Source organism: [Clostridium] ammoniilyticum, from assembly GCF_025566905.1.
In the GTDB taxonomy this organism is placed as follows: domain Bacteria; phylum Bacillota_I; class Bacilli_A; order Erysipelotrichales; family Coprobacillaceae; genus Faecalibacillus; species Faecalibacillus intestinalis.
Genome location: NZ_JAOQJR010000015.1, coordinates 19,643 through 33,278, shown reverse-complemented (window position 1 = coordinate 33,278; position 13,636 = coordinate 19,643). Strand labels below are relative to the sequence as shown.

The window sequence follows — 13,636 nt, the reverse complement described above, 5'->3', positions numbered from 1 at the left end:
TAATCACTCCTTAAATTTTATATGTAGCATGAATTGCACAACAAGCAAGACCACCATGGCATGTTAAAACAGCAGGCAAATAATTGATTTCTACATCAATACCATGGAAGGTTGTTTGAAATAATAATTTTGCTTTTTTAGCAAAAATTTCATTATCAGCGTGTGAAATATAAATCTTGTGTTGTTTAGCGTTAACACCTAATTCATGGAATTTATCAACAATCGATTTTAAAATTTTTACTTCAGTTCTAGACATTGTATATTTATCAACGGCTTTACCTTGTTCATCTAAACAAAGCAAAGCTTTGATTTTTAACATCGATGCCATTCTGGCTGCCATCGGTGATAATCTTCCACTACGTGAAAGTTGTTTAAAGTTATCTGGATAAAGGAACGAAAAAGAATGATTTGTTTTTTCTTCTAAAGCAGCAAAAATTTCATCAACAGTTTTTCCTTCATCTGCAAGTTGTTTTGCACAAATAGCCATATCCATAACAGGAGCACCTACTTGGCGACTATCATAAATATAAACATTATCTAAACCAATGGTATCTTTAGCAAGATGGAAACCGTTGTTTGTTCCTGATAAATCTGCAGAGCAGGTAATAATAATGATTGCTTCATAATCTTCTTCTTGCCATTTTTCCATTTGTTCAACAAGATAACCTGTATTTGGCTGACTTGTTGAAGGAATTTTACCATCTCTTAAATAGTCATAAAGTTGTTTAGTTGAAATATCGACTTGATCTTTATATTCATGGCCATCAACGATGACACTTAATGAAATAAGTTCGATTCCGTTTTTTTGTGCAATTTCTTGATCCATTGCACTTGTTGTGTCTGTCACAATTAAATATTTTTCCATTTTTGATCTCCTTAAAATTCTAATTCGAATTCTTGATAATCTTCTGTAAGAGATTGAGTGGTTTTTAACCAAGCGTAGGCTTCCTCAAATTCTTCTTCAGTAATATCTTCTATTATTCCAAATTTAATAAGTTTACATACATCATATATACTTTGCCATAAAGCATCGAATTGATGATCTTTTGCATCAATATCTGCTTGTTCACTTTCTTGATAAATAATAAATTCATGTGCGATTTGACTTGCTTGTTCTCTTTGTTGGTCCATAGGATCCTCCTTATATTATATGTTTATATAATTATACCATTAATCAAATATAGAATGATATATAATATTACAAGAAGAAGCGATTTTTGAGATAAAATGAAATTTTTTTAAAAAAATTATAAAAAAGGGTTGATTTATTAGAAAAAGGATGCTAATATAAATGAGCACTGTTAAGTTGCTTGAATAGCTCAGTTGGTAGAGCAATCGGCTGTTAACCGATCGGTCGTAGGTTCGAGTCCTACTTCAAGCGCCATGTGGCTCGTTGGAGAAACGGTTAACTCACATGCCTTTCACGCATGCATTCACGGGTTCGAATCCCGTACGAGTCACCATTTTTGGAGGTTTAGCTCAGTTGGGAGAGCATCTGCCTTACAAGCAGAGGGTCAGCGGTTCGAGCCCGTTAACCTCCACCATTTTTTTAAATGCCGGCTTAGCTCAATTGGTAGAGCAACTGACTTGTAATCAGTAGGTTGAGGGTTCAAGTCCTTTAGCCGGCACCATATTTTGACCCGCTAGCTCAGTTGGTAGAGCATCTGACTTTTAATCAGAGGGTCAGGCGTTCGAGTCGCCTGCGGGTCACCATTTCAATGCGGGCGTGGCGGAACTGGCAGACGCACTAGACTTAGGATCTAGCGCCTTCGGCGTGCAGGTTCGATTCCTGTCGCCCGCACCAAATGTAAGAGACATCGAGTAATCGATGTTTTTTGTTTTATATAGAACATCTATGCTATAATCAAATAAATAGGTAGGTGAAACAATGAAACAATATGTAACGTTTAAAATCAAAAAGATTTACCTTTATATCCTTTTATTTGTTTTAGTGATTACTCTTTGTGGTTTTGGCTATTATAAATGGTGTGCTAGTCATCCTGAAATCAATATTCAGGTAAGTGAAAGCACAGCCGGGAATAATTTAAAAATAGAAGCACCACAAATAATTTATACTACACGACATGGTATTGAAATGGCTCCTGAAATAGAATTACAAATTGTGGAAATTCAGTTTCAACATGAAGGAATATGTTCACTTTTAAAAGAAGCTTATCAAAGCAGTGATATTCAACTTGATTTATCTGTAAAAAATGGAAAAACAATCATGCACTATTATGGAAAAGCCACGACATTTGCAGGCAAAGAAGAAAATTATGATATTGAAACAAAACTTGATTTTGCGATAAATGCTAAAATTAAATAATAATAAAAAAATAGCTTTTTGTAATGAACGACATTACAGAAAGCTATTTTAGTTTTCTAATTGGCTTGTACAGTGTGGGCAACGAGATGCTTTGATAGAGATTTCACTTTGACAATAAGGACAAATCTTCTTTGTTGGTTTTTCTTCTACAGTTTTTTCTGTTTTAGTTCTTAATTTGTTCATCGTTTTAACAATCATAAAGATAACAAAAGCCATGATAAGAAAATTAAGTAAACCAGTAATAAATAAACCATAATTAACAGTAGATGCTCCTGCTGCTTGAGCAGCAGCTAATGTTTTGTATGTATTTCCATCTAAAGCAATAAATAGATTAGAAAAATCAATCTTACCTGTAACTAAACTTAAAATAGGCATAATGATGTTTTCTACAAGAGAAGTGACTAATGAATTAAAAGCACCACCGATAATAACCCCAACAGCTAAATCAATCATGTTGCCTTTTAAGGCAAATTCTTTGAATTCTTTTAACATTATTATTGATCTCCTTTTTCTTTATTATAAGAAAAAGAAAAAAAGACATCAAGATGCCTTTTATGTTATTCTTATTTGGGAGGATAAGAATAATATAGAAAGATAATAGAGGGAATATGAATAGTAAAATCTATTTTCTTTCTACAGATTTAATATATAAATAAAAAACAGTTAAAAAAAGTTACAAATGTAAAAAAATATGTGATTTGTTATCACAAATTTATATAAGCATAAAGATGAATTTAGTGTATAATATTGTAGAATAGGGGAGGATGACATGAAAAATTTATTTTATAGATTATTAATATATTTAGATAGCGCCAATGAAACAGATACAAATTATAACATTGCCTGGTATATGGCACATCATATTTCAGAAGTAGCTCATATGGGAATTTCTAAACTTGCGAGCGAATGTTTTGTGTCTCCAGCAACCATTTCTCGTTTTTGTAGAACACTTGGTTATGAAAATTATGCTCATTTAAAACAAGAGTGTGCGTGGTTTAGTTCAACATCAAGAAAGTTTAATAATTTAATTAATGTTCCTTTAGATATGATGAAAGATCATCCAGAAGAAAGTACAACTTATTATAGTCAACAAATTTGTACATCTTTAAGTCAACTTTCTTCTTATTTAGATTGGAATGTAATCGATGAGGTTTTAAAACTGATTCATGATAGTGATAACGTAGCTTTTTTTGGAACACAGTTTTCACATTCAGTTGCTTTACATTTTCAAACTGATTTATTGATGTTAGAGAAGTTCACAATGGCTTATATGGAACAAACAAGTCAGCTTCAATGTGCTAAGGAGTTAGATGAAAATAGTGTAGCTATTATTTTAACAGTAAGTGGTCATATTTTTAATGGGAGTCAAAAGATGATTTCATATATTAAAAAATCAAATGCGAAAGTTGTTGTGATTACCAATGATAAGAGCTTTGATTTTGGTTTTGAACCAAATTATATTATTGAAATAGGTGATTCAAAATATAAAAAAACAGGTAAACATAATTTACTTACAACAATGGAATTAATGTCACTTAGATATTATTCTATTTATTATCCTGATGTAAAAGATAATATTATTGAATAGGAGATACATATGAGAGAGATAACATGTTCAACAATTACAGATGCAATTAAAAAAATGTGTATAGAAGCAGCAACTATTTTACCTCAAGATGTTGAAAAAGCATTATCACAAAAACATGATGAAGAAGATAGTGCACTTGCCAAAAAAACATTACAAGTATTAATGGATAATGCAAAGTTGGCACAAGAAAAACAAATGCCTATTTGTCAAGATACAGGAATGGCTTTTGTTTATGTGACAATGGGACAAGAAGTACATATTACAGGTGGCAGTTTAAATGAAGCAATTCAAGAAGGAGTAAGACAAGGATATACAGAAGGGTATTTAAGAAAATCAGTTGTTAAAGATCCTTTGTTTGAACGTACTAATACAAAAGATAATACTCCAGCAATTATTTATTATGATATTGTTGAGGGGGATACTTTTCATATTACTTTAGCGCCTAAAGGATTTGGTTCAGAAAATATGAGCCAAATTAAGATGTTAAAACCAAGTGATGGACTTCAAGGTATTAAGGATTTTGTGATGAAAGTTGTCAATGACGCAGGACCAAATGCCTGCCCACCAATGGTTATTGGTGTAGGTATTGGAGGTTCTTTTGATAAAGTGGCAATGCTTGCTAAAAAGGCCATGATTCGTGAAATTGGAAGTCATCATCCAGATCAAAGATATGCTTCTTTAGAAGATGAATTATTACAAATGATCAATGAAACAGGAATTGGTCCTGCTGGTTATGGAGGAAAGACAACAGCTCTTTCTTTAAATATTGAAACTTTCCCTACACATATTGCAGGGATGCCAGTCGCTGTTAGTATTTGTTGTCATGTTTCACGTCATAAGGAGGTTTCACTATGATTTATTTAGAAACACCATTAACAGTTGATAAAATTAAACAGCTAAAAGCTGGAGATGAAGTTTTTTTAAGTGGAACGATTTATACAGGAAGAGATGCTGCTCATAAAAGATTGATTCAATTATTGGATGAAGGAAAAGAACTGCCTTTCAATATCCAAGATCAAACGATTTTTTATGTTGGCCCAACACCTTCAAAACCAGGTCAAGTATTTGGCAGTGGTGGACCAACCACTTCAGGAAGAATGGATGCTTATTCACCTAGACTTATTAAACTTGGCTTACATGCGATGATTGGTAAAGGGTATCGAAGTGATGCAGTTAAAAAAGCCATTGTTGACTATCATGGCGTTTATTTTGGTGCTATTGGTGGTGCTGGAGCGATGATGTCTTCATGTATAGAAGAATGTGAAGTGATTGCTTTTGACGATTTAGGACCGGAAGCAATTCGTAAGTTAAAAGTTAAAAATATGCCATTAGTTGTAGTGATTGATCATTTAGGAAATGATTTATATGAAATTGGTAGAAAAAACTATTTAAAAAAGGATTGTAAGTAGTATCTATATTTTCTATAATAGCGATACATTAATAGAGGTGAAAAAAAGAAATGGGATTATTTAAGAAAAAAACAGATTATAGTTATTACAGTTCTTATAGTAGTTCAAGAAGACGTTTAAAAGTAGGACGTACTGTGATTGCTGTAATTGCAGCAGTGGTTGTTATTTTAGGAATTATTATTTATTTTAATTTTAATAGAATTCAATTTTTGATGAAAGGTTACTCTTGGTCAACAACAAGTGAGTTAGTGAGCTCATTTGATAATGATGAAGAAAAAGAATTGTTATCACATGATGAGATGAAACATATTTTAAAATGGATCGATAATTCAAATAAGGTAGCTCTTTATGATGAATATGAACAATTCTATTCTTTACATAAAGATATGAATTATGAAGATATCGTTGATGTTGTTAATTATATTTTTGAAAATCAAGTGCCTTCATTAAAATCAATGGGTTATAGTGAAAAAACAATTTGGTCAATGTTAAAAGATGGTGCTGGTAAAAGTGATCTTCAATTTTTAATAGACAATAAACTTACAAATAGTCAAACAGCTCCTTTTAGAAAAGTAAAAGGATATGATTTAAAGAAAATCAATGATTATATGACACAATATAATACTGTTAAAGATTATAATTATGCCGTTAATATTGTTAATTATCCATTTATTGTTTCAAGTAATGGTCAAACAAAAGCTAAATATAATATTGCCAATCCAGATGATTATTTAACTCTTGTAAAAAAAGGATTCTATTTAAATGATTATGAACCAAAAGATTTAGTAGAATTAGATAGTGAATATGTAGCGCCGACATGCGATCATCCACAACTTAGAAAAGTTGCAGCCGAAGCTTTAGTTAAAATGATCAAAGATGCTAAAAAAGAAGGTATGTATTTATTATTAAATAGTGGTTATCGTTCATATGAAGAACAAGAAAAAATCTATCAAGAAACTGAACAAAAATATGGTGGTGCTTATGCTGCTGAATATGTAGCTACTCCAGGAGCAAGTGAACATCAAACAGGACTTGGTATTGATATGACTTCTCAAAGTGTCGTTGATAAACAAAGACTTGTCTTTGGGGATACAACAGAATATAAATGGGTTGTTGAAAACTGTGCAAAATATGGATTTATTGTTCGTTTTACAGAAGGAACGGATGGTATTACAGGAATTTCTCATGAACCATGGCATTTACGTTATGTAGGTAAAAAAGTGGCTAAGGAAATTAAAGATCAAAACTGGACGTTAGAAGAGTATTGTTTATATAAAAACGTTATTCCAAAATTTAAGAAAGATTAAAAATCTAGAGTTTTCTCTAGATTTTTATATAGAGTTATTATGAAAACATTAATCACAACATTAAATTCAAAATTTATCCATAAATCATTAGCGTTAAGACTTCTTTATGTAGCTTGTAAAGATGATCATGATATTGATTTTAAAGAATATACCATTAAAGATGATTTAAATCATATCGTAGATGATCTTTTATCAATGGATTTAGATATTCTTTGTTTAAGTGTCTATATTTGGAATGTAGATCATATTCAAAAATTATGTCATTTATTAAAAGAAAGAAAACCTGAGTTAAAGATTATTATTGGTGGACCTGAAGTAACTTATGAAATTGATCATTTTTTAGATGAGTTTGAAATTGACTATATTATGGCAGGTGAAGGGGAAGTTGCTTTAAATCAATTATTGACAGCTTTGGAAAATAATGAAGAAGTCAAGCTTCAAGGTATTAGTATGAAAGAACATCGAGATCCACGCTTGATTCCACCAGTTGATTTAAGTTATTTAGAAACGTTAGAGTCTCCTTATTTATTAGAAAGAGACATGAAAGATATGAAAAATAGGATCTTATATTTTGAAACAAGTAGAGGATGTCCTTATCAATGTCAATATTGTTTATCTTCATTAGAAAAAGGATTAAGATTCTTTTCAATGGATTATTTAAAACAACAATTAAAAGCAATCTTAAATACAGATGTCAAAGTAATTAAGCTTTTAGATCGCTCGTTTAACGCTAAAACAGAACATGCTTTAGAAATATTAGACTTTGTTTTTAAAAACTGCCATCCAGGAGTACAATTACAATTTGAAATTAATGGGGATGTTTTAGATCAAAGAATTATTGATTTTATTAATGAAGAAGCACCTGATGGTTTACTTAGATTTGAAATCGGTATCCAATCAACTTATGAACCAACAAATAAAGTTGTTCAAAGATATCAAAACTTTGAACGTCTATGTGATGTTATTCGACAACTCCAACAAAATCATAAAATAGATTTTCATTTAGATTTAATTGCAGGATTGCCACTAGAGAACTTACAAAGATTCTCAAAATCATTTGATGATGTTTTTAGATTATATCCTAAGGAATTACAATTAGGGTTCTTAAAACTTTTAAGAGGAACAAGTTTAAGAAAAGAAGCTAATAAATATGGTTATATTTATGAAAAACATGCTCCTTATGAATTAATAGAGAGTCATGATTTATCTAAAGAAGATATTGAAAAAATACATTTAGCTGAAGATATGTTACAAAAATATTGGAATTCAGGAAAAATGCCAATAACAATGAATAAAGTCTTAAGACAATGTAAGTCACCATTTTATTTCTTTTTAGATTTGGGTGAATTTTACCAAGCTCAACAGTTTAAATTCTTTGGTTTTCAATTAGATGAATTATTCCAATATATCAATCTTTATTTAAAAGAACAATATGAAGATGAATTAATAGAAGACTATTTAAGATTATCTAAAGTCAAACCTAAAAAATGGTGGAAGACAAGAATTGATAACGAAAAAGAAATCAAACATCGATTAATAGAAAAGTATCAATTAAATCAAGAAGATGTCTTTAGATATGGGATTGTTGAAAAATTAAAAGAAGATTATATTTTAGTAATTTATAAAAATTATCAAGTCCATGTAGAAAAATATCATATCTAATGAAATTAAATAAAAATTTCATTATACTATAGATAGATAGGAGGCTTTGTATGATTAAAAGTATTAGAAAAAGAGATGGGCGTTTAGTTGACTTTGAAGTAGACAAGATTGCTGGAGCGCTTTATAAAGCCTTTAGTGCATGTTTTGATAAAGTAGAATTAAAGAAAGTATATGCTATTGCTCATGATGTAGAAAAAAGATTAGAAGAAAAAGAAAGTACTTTACCAACAGTAGAACTTGTTCAAGATACAGTTGAAGAAATTTTAATTGAAGAAGGCTATGTAAGAGTAGCAAAGGCTTATATTTTATATCGTGATAAAAGAAGTCGTTCTCGTGATATGAAATCGATTTTGTTAGAAAGTATTGAAAATGAATCCAGTGATGATATTAATTTGTTTGATGTTTTTGAAAACTTAATGAATGATGCAATGGATAAAACAAGAAAAGAGGATTTAAAAAAGGTTTTTAAGCTTTTAAAAGAATTGAATATTGATGAAGAAATCATCTATCAAAAAGTATCAGAAACTTTTGCAATGACAGATGAAACATTAAAATCAGTTATAAAATAATAAAAGGAACGAAAAGTTCCTTTTATTATTGCCAAACTTCTTCAGCGATTTCTTTAACAAGTTTGACTTTATTCCATTGTTCTTCTTTAGTAAGTAAGTTTCCTTCTTCTGTTGAAGCAAAACCACATTGTGGAGACAGTGCTAATTGATTTAATGGAACATATTTTTCTGCTTCACGAATACGTTTAATAATTTCATCTTTGTTTTCAAGTTTAGCATCTTTAGAAGTCACAAGACCTAAGACAACTTTTTGATTTTGAATATAGCGAAGAGGTTCAAATCCACCAGCACGTTCACTATCATATTCTAAGAAGAAACCATCAACATGACAATTCCCAAATAAAGTTTTTGCAACTGGTTCATATCCCCCTGAAGTAAACCATGTTGATCTAAAGTTACCTCTACAAATATGCATTGTAATAACCATATCATCAGGTTTAGCTTCTAATGCGAGATTGATCATATCAACATATTTTTTAGCAAGTTCATCTACATCAATTCCTCTTGCTTTGTAAGCTTCTCTTTTTTCTTTTGAACAAAATTCTCCCCATGAAGTATCATCTAATTGAAGATAACGGCATCCAGCATTATAAAAAGCTTTGATTGCTTTTTGATAAGCATAGGCGATATCTTTTAATAAAACATCATCATCTTGATATCTTTCAATAGGTTGATAATTTTCTTCTCTAATACAACAAATTAAATGAAGCATTGAAGGAGAAGGGATACATTGTTTAACTTCTGTTTCTCTAGATACTCTTTGCATGAATTTAAAATGTTTTAAAAATGGGTGATCTTCGGGAAAATCGATTTTATCCACAATTTCTAAAGTTTGACTTTTTGGTTGATGTCCTTTAAAGGCAATTGAAAAATGTTCGACGGCTACTTTTTCTACGCCTTTTAAATCCCATAGAAAATCTAAATGCCAAAAAGCTCTTCGAAATTCACCATCAGTAACAGCTTTTAAACCAACAGCTTTTTCTTCATTAACAAGATTTTCAATTGATTTATTTTCAATTTCTTCTAATTGACTTTGATTGATTTTTCCTAAGGAAAAATCTTCTCTTGCTTGTTTAATTTCTTTATCTCTTAAAAAACTTCCAACAATATCATATTTATAAGGTGCGTTCATTTTTACTTCCTCCTTGTTGTTACTAAAAGTATAAAAAACATAAGTGATATTGTAAAATACATATTTTTCACTGTTTGATATAGCTTAAAGCTATATCGGCTTTAAAAAAATAACAAGATTTCTCTTGTTATTTAATAAATAAGTTATTTAAGTACCAATCTTTTTCTTCTTGAGTTAAGGCATCTTTAATATGATCGAAGGCATATTGTTGATATTCATTAATAGAAGCAATTTCATGGTTTGATAAATAATTTAAATCTAAACCTTCAATATCAAATGGAACATAAGTGATCGGTTCAAATTTTAAGAAAGTACCATATTCATTTTCAGTATGTTTTACACATAAAAGTTCATTTTCATGTCTAATACCATGACTACCTTCTACATAAACACCTGGTTCATCTGTTGTAATCATTCCTGGAACGATACATGCTTCATGACCATATAAGCTTTTTGGACGAAGTCCATTAGGTCCTTCATGAACATTTAAGAAATGACCAACACCATGCCCTGTTCCACAACGATAATCTAAATCATAGTCATAAATCACACCACGAGCAAGGATGTCTAGGTTTGCTCCTGTTGTAACATCTTGGATAAAATGAGCATTTTGTAATCTGAACATTGCTTTTAAAGCAATTGTGAAATCTTTTCTTTCTTCTGGAGTCATTTCACCTAAAACGAATGTTCTAGTGATATCTGTTGTTCCTGTAAGATATTGTCCACCACTATCAATTAATAATAGATGTGAAGCTTCTACTTTAGAATATTGTTTTTCTGTTGGATGATAATGCATTAAAGCAGCATTTTCACGATAAGCACAGATTGTTGTAAAGGAAATATCTTTGAAATTTGGTTGTTGTTTGCGATATTCTAAAAGTTTATTCGAAATAGAAAGTTCATCCATTTCCATCTTTCCTATATTTGTTTTTAACCAATACATAAATTTAGTAACAGCAATACCATCATGTAAATGAGCATCTTTAGTTGCTTTGATTTCTGTTTCGTTTTTAATTGATTTAAGTAATTGACTTGGGTTTGTTTGATCAATGATATTTTCTTGATGAATATGACTTACTAAAGCATAGTTAACAGATTTAGTATCTAATAATACTTTTCCTTCAATATGTTTAATATCTTCATAAATATCAAAATAATCTTTAACTTCAATTTGGTCTTTTAATAATTCATCAATGACTTCTTGACTTACCGCTTCTTTTCTTAAATAAAGATTTGCTTTTTCTTTTTCAATTAAAGCATAAGCTAAAGCAACAGGGTTGCATAAAACATCATTACCGCGAATATTAAAGATCCAAGCAATATCATCTAAAGTTGTCACTAAATGATATTTCGCATCTTTCATTTTTTCTCTAATGATTTCTAATTTTTCTTTTCTAGAAACACCACAATATTTTGTATCATATAAATAAATTTCTTCATGGGAAAGTTCAGGACGCTCTTGCCAAATAAGATCTACAAGATCTTCATTGGCTTGAATGGTATTTGTGAAAAGACATTGATTATAAGGCATCACGCGTCCATCAAAACCAATGGTTGCTTCTGGATATTTTTCAATATATTCTTTAATAGTAGGAACACCCGGTGTACGCATTTTCATTAATTGGATACAACTACCGGCAAGTTCTTTTTCTGCTTGAATAAAATAACGACCGTCTGTCCATAAATAAGCTTCATCTTCTCTTACGATAAGAGTTCCAGCTGAACCGCTAAATCCAGACATATAATGACGAGCTTCAAAGTAACTTCCTACGTATTCACTTTGGTGAAAATCGCTGGTTGGAATGATATAAAGATCGATTCCTCTTTCTTTCATAAGTTGTCTTAATTTTGTAATTCTTTGATTTATCATAATGACCTCCTAAGTTCTTTCATTTTAACATTTACCTTCAAGAATGAAAAGACTTAGAGATGAATAAAAAATTAGGAAGGAATCTTGCTGAAAGTGGCATGACGCTAAGGTTTTGGCGGATTTATGCAAATGTGAAAATTTGTCTATTGACAAATATTGAAAAGTGGGAGTAGAATAACGTGCGAAATAAAGAATAAGGTATGTATTGCAAGCGCCACATCTCTAGGAAGTGACATGAACAACACAAAAATAGGGGAGGTGCTTTTGTTTTTACATATATTCTTTAAAGAGGATTTTTGATAAATTCTTATAAATTCGTCATAAATTTATCATAAAAAGTGCTTTTGAAAGCTATATCTGTTGAATTTTAAAAGAATGAGAGTACAATAATCCTCGACAAGAAGAAGGGGGAAAATAAGATGGATGATATTATTCAAAAGTTGATAGAATTCGATCGCCAATGCGTAGAAAAAGTAGAACTTGCGAAAAAGAAAAAAGCGGAAGCTCAATCAAGTATGATGTCGCAAAAATCTACAATTTATAGTGAGTATATTGATAGTCAACAAGATCAAGTTGAAAAGCATAAACAAGATCTATTGAATAAGAATAAAGAAGAAGCACAATTACAAGAAAATGAATTTCATAAATCAATGAAAAATATGGAAGATTTATTTACTCAAAATAAAGATAAGTGGGTAGATGAAATCTTTACGAGATGTACTAAATAGAAGGTGTAAAGATGTCTTTATCTTCAAATGCCTTATGTGCAAAAGCTAAAGCAATGTATGGTGGGCGTTTAAATAAGAATGTTTATCTTGATTTAACAAGAAAACAAACAATTGGAGAAGTTGTTTCTTATTTAAAATCTCAAACAAGTTATGCAGATGCTTTAAAAGATATTAATATTAGACATGTTCATCGTGGTCAAATAGAAGATTGTTTAAATCAAGAATATTATCATCGTTGTGCGAAGTTGATGAAATATTCACCTAAGTCTGATGAAGATTTTTATCTATTTGAAATTATTGGAGTAGAAATTAATTTAATTATGGATAAACTTGTTTCTTTACAAGCAAAGGAACAATATAGCTTTAATTTATCAATTCCTACTTATTTAGCGAAAAAGACAAGTTTTAATATTGATGGATTAGTAAACATTGAATCATTCAAAGATCTTTTACAATATCTTTCAAAAACAAGATATTATAAAGTTCTTAAAGAAATTGATTTCTCTGTCCCATTTGATGTTAAAGAAGTTCATATGTGCTTACAATCACTTTATTATGAAAACATTGTTGAAACAATTAAAAAACACTTCAAAGGAAGTGTTCAAAAAGATTTATTAAATATTCTCTATACTTCTATTGAATTAAAGAATATTTCAAAAATCTATCGTTATAAACAATATTTCCATGAATCAGAAGATTCAATCAGAAGTTCACTCTTTTTACAATATTCAAGATTGCCAAAAGATATGATGAATCGTTTAATTAGTGCAAGCGGTCCTAAAGAAGTATTATCTTTATTATCAACTTCTAAATATAACTTCTATATGGATGATAAAGAATTTGCCTATATCGAATATTATGCAGATAGTATTCAATATAATATCGCAAAAAGATACATGCGTTTTTCAAACAGTGCACCACTTGTTTATATGACTTATAGTATTTTACAAAGAATTGAAATAGATAACTTGAAGCATATTGTTGAAGGTATTCGTTATAATCAACCTGTTTCAAAAATTGAAAATACATTGATCTATGCATAGGA

The 13,636-nt window shown here is 30.0% G+C and carries 14 protein-coding genes and 6 tRNA genes; 15 read left to right on the top strand and 5 right to left on the bottom strand.

All coding sequences use genetic code 11. The features are described 5' to 3' along the window. Positions 1-10 precede the first annotated feature (10 nt). Together OCV55_RS11960 and OCV55_RS11955 are read right to left on the bottom strand one after the other, a co-directional pair. Entirely contained in the window at positions 11-865 is an 855-nt protein-coding gene (locus OCV55_RS11960) for a DegV family protein (RefSeq protein WP_147580730.1), read from the bottom strand. 11 nt (positions 866-876) lie between these two features. Next, a complete protein-coding gene (locus OCV55_RS11955) occupies positions 877-1,131 on the bottom strand; it encodes a hypothetical protein (RefSeq protein ID WP_147580729.1) in 255 nt (84 codons plus the stop codon). A 177-nt stretch (positions 1,132-1,308) separates the two neighbouring features. Between OCV55_RS11955 and OCV55_RS11950 the strand changes: the two genes are divergently transcribed. The 7 genes from OCV55_RS11950 (at position 1,309) to OCV55_RS11920 (ending at position 2,326) form a co-directional block, all read left to right on the top strand. Then, positions 1,309-1,384: transfer RNA gene (locus OCV55_RS11950), tRNA-Asn, on the top strand. Between the two features lie 3 nt (positions 1,385-1,387). Continuing rightward, positions 1,388-1,463, top strand: a tRNA-Glu gene (locus OCV55_RS11945). Positions 1,464-1,468: 5 nt separating this feature from the next. Next, a tRNA-Val gene (locus OCV55_RS11940) sits at positions 1,469-1,544 on the top strand. Between the two features lie 11 nt (positions 1,545-1,555). Beyond that, positions 1,556-1,631: transfer RNA gene (locus OCV55_RS11935), tRNA-Thr, on the top strand. A gap of 6 nt (positions 1,632-1,637) precedes the next feature. Further along, positions 1,638-1,713, top strand: a tRNA-Lys gene (locus tag OCV55_RS11930). A 7-nt stretch (positions 1,714-1,720) separates the two neighbouring features. Then, positions 1,721-1,804 (top strand) — tRNA-Leu (locus OCV55_RS11925). 84 nt (positions 1,805-1,888) lie between these two features. Continuing rightward, positions 1,889-2,326, top strand: coding sequence for a hypothetical protein (locus tag OCV55_RS11920; RefSeq protein ID WP_147580728.1), 438 nt, complete (start codon positions 1,889-1,891; stop codon positions 2,324-2,326). Between the two features lie 48 nt (positions 2,327-2,374). Here the strand turns inward: OCV55_RS11920 and mscL are convergent, their stop codons facing one another. After that, the gene (gene mscL / locus OCV55_RS11915; RefSeq protein ID WP_147580727.1) at positions 2,375-2,818 is read right to left on the bottom strand and encodes a large conductance mechanosensitive channel protein MscL; all 444 of its coding nucleotides are present in this window, start codon (positions 2,816-2,818) and stop codon (positions 2,375-2,377) included. Between the two features lie 277 nt (positions 2,819-3,095). Between mscL and OCV55_RS11910 the strand changes: the two genes are divergently transcribed. Genes OCV55_RS11910 through OCV55_RS11885 form a run of 6 tightly spaced genes read left to right on the top strand, consistent with a single transcriptional unit; the run spans position 3,096 to position 8,861 of the window. Further along, positions 3,096-3,914: a MurR/RpiR family transcriptional regulator gene (locus tag OCV55_RS11910; protein WP_147580726.1), complete on the top strand. Its 819-nt coding sequence runs from the start codon at positions 3,096-3,098 to the stop codon at positions 3,912-3,914. A 9-nt stretch (positions 3,915-3,923) separates the two neighbouring features. Further along, positions 3,924-4,769, top strand: coding sequence for a fumarate hydratase (locus OCV55_RS11905; RefSeq protein ID WP_032089649.1), 846 nt, complete (start codon positions 3,924-3,926; stop codon positions 4,767-4,769). Then, complete coding sequence (locus OCV55_RS11900) at positions 4,766-5,323, top strand: Fe-S-containing hydro-lyase (RefSeq protein ID WP_022002307.1); 558 nt, start codon at positions 4,766-4,768, stop codon at positions 5,321-5,323. Before OCV55_RS11905 ends, OCV55_RS11900 begins: the two co-directional genes overlap by 4 nt. Before the next feature lie 50 nt (positions 5,324-5,373). Continuing rightward, complete coding sequence (locus OCV55_RS11895; RefSeq protein WP_147580725.1) at positions 5,374-6,630, top strand: M15 family metallopeptidase; 1,257 nt, start codon at positions 5,374-5,376, stop codon at positions 6,628-6,630. Between the two features lie 39 nt (positions 6,631-6,669). Further along, entirely contained in the window at positions 6,670-8,292 is a 1,623-nt protein-coding gene (locus tag OCV55_RS11890) for a B12-binding domain-containing radical SAM protein (RefSeq protein WP_147580724.1), read from the top strand. Positions 8,293-8,342: 50 nt separating this feature from the next. Continuing rightward, complete coding sequence (locus tag OCV55_RS11885; protein WP_022002304.1) at positions 8,343-8,861, top strand: ATP cone domain-containing protein; 519 nt, start codon at positions 8,343-8,345, stop codon at positions 8,859-8,861. Between the two features lie 25 nt (positions 8,862-8,886). Here OCV55_RS11885 and OCV55_RS11880 read toward each other — a convergent pair whose 3' ends face one another. Both OCV55_RS11880 and OCV55_RS11875 read right to left on the bottom strand, forming a co-directional pair. After that, entirely contained in the window at positions 8,887-9,993 is a 1,107-nt protein-coding gene (locus OCV55_RS11880; RefSeq protein WP_147580723.1) for a 5-methyltetrahydropteroyltriglutamate--homocysteine S-methyltransferase, read from the bottom strand. 127 nt (positions 9,994-10,120) lie between these two features. Further along, the gene (locus OCV55_RS11875; RefSeq protein ID WP_147580722.1) at positions 10,121-11,863 is read right to left on the bottom strand and encodes a M24B family metallopeptidase; all 1,743 of its coding nucleotides are present in this window, start codon (positions 11,861-11,863) and stop codon (positions 10,121-10,123) included. Positions 11,864-12,282: 419 nt separating this feature from the next. Here OCV55_RS11875 and OCV55_RS11870 point away from each other — a divergent pair, with 419 nt between their 5' ends. Both OCV55_RS11870 and OCV55_RS11865 read left to right on the top strand, forming a co-directional pair. Continuing rightward, positions 12,283-12,591: a hypothetical protein gene (locus OCV55_RS11870; protein ID WP_022002301.1), complete on the top strand. Its 309-nt coding sequence runs from the start codon at positions 12,283-12,285 to the stop codon at positions 12,589-12,591. A gap of 11 nt (positions 12,592-12,602) precedes the next feature. Further along, the gene (locus tag OCV55_RS11865; protein WP_048924892.1) at positions 12,603-13,634 is read left to right on the top strand and encodes a V0D/AC39 family V-type ATPase subunit; all 1,032 of its coding nucleotides are present in this window, start codon (positions 12,603-12,605) and stop codon (positions 13,632-13,634) included. Positions 13,635-13,636: the final 2 nt, after the last annotated feature.

Bases quoted from the DNA above. Each gene is read 5' to 3' on its own strand.
- OCV55_RS11960 (WP_147580730.1), bottom strand. From the start codon at position 865: ATGGAAAAATATTTAATTGTGACAGACACAACAAGTGCAATGGATCAA.
- OCV55_RS11880 (WP_147580723.1), bottom strand. From the start codon at position 9,993: ATGAACGCACCTTATAAATATGATATTGTTGGAAGTTTTTTAAGAGAT.
- OCV55_RS11895 (WP_147580725.1), top strand. From the start codon at position 5,374: ATGGGATTATTTAAGAAAAAAACAGATTATAGTTATTACAGTTCTTAT.
- OCV55_RS11955 (WP_147580729.1), bottom strand. From the start codon at position 1,131: ATGGACCAACAAAGAGAACAAGCAAGTCAAATCGCACATGAATTTATT.
- OCV55_RS11870 (WP_022002301.1), top strand. From the start codon at position 12,283: ATGGATGATATTATTCAAAAGTTGATAGAATTCGATCGCCAATGCGTA.
- OCV55_RS11890 (WP_147580724.1), top strand. From the start codon at position 6,670: ATGAAAACATTAATCACAACATTAAATTCAAAATTTATCCATAAATCA.
- OCV55_RS11875 (WP_147580722.1), bottom strand. From the start codon at position 11,863: ATGATAAATCAAAGAATTACAAAATTAAGACAACTTATGAAAGAAAGA.
- OCV55_RS11910 (WP_147580726.1), top strand. From the start codon at position 3,096: ATGAAAAATTTATTTTATAGATTATTAATATATTTAGATAGCGCCAAT.
- OCV55_RS11865 (WP_048924892.1), top strand. From the start codon at position 12,603: ATGTCTTTATCTTCAAATGCCTTATGTGCAAAAGCTAAAGCAATGTAT.
- OCV55_RS11920 (WP_147580728.1), top strand. From the start codon at position 1,889: ATGAAACAATATGTAACGTTTAAAATCAAAAAGATTTACCTTTATATC.
- OCV55_RS11905 (WP_032089649.1), top strand. From the start codon at position 3,924: ATGAGAGAGATAACATGTTCAACAATTACAGATGCAATTAAAAAAATG.
- OCV55_RS11885 (WP_022002304.1), top strand. From the start codon at position 8,343: ATGATTAAAAGTATTAGAAAAAGAGATGGGCGTTTAGTTGACTTTGAA.
- mscL (WP_147580727.1), bottom strand. From the start codon at position 2,818: ATGTTAAAAGAATTCAAAGAATTTGCCTTAAAAGGCAACATGATTGAT.
- OCV55_RS11900 (WP_022002307.1), top strand. From the start codon at position 4,766: ATGATTTATTTAGAAACACCATTAACAGTTGATAAAATTAAACAGCTA.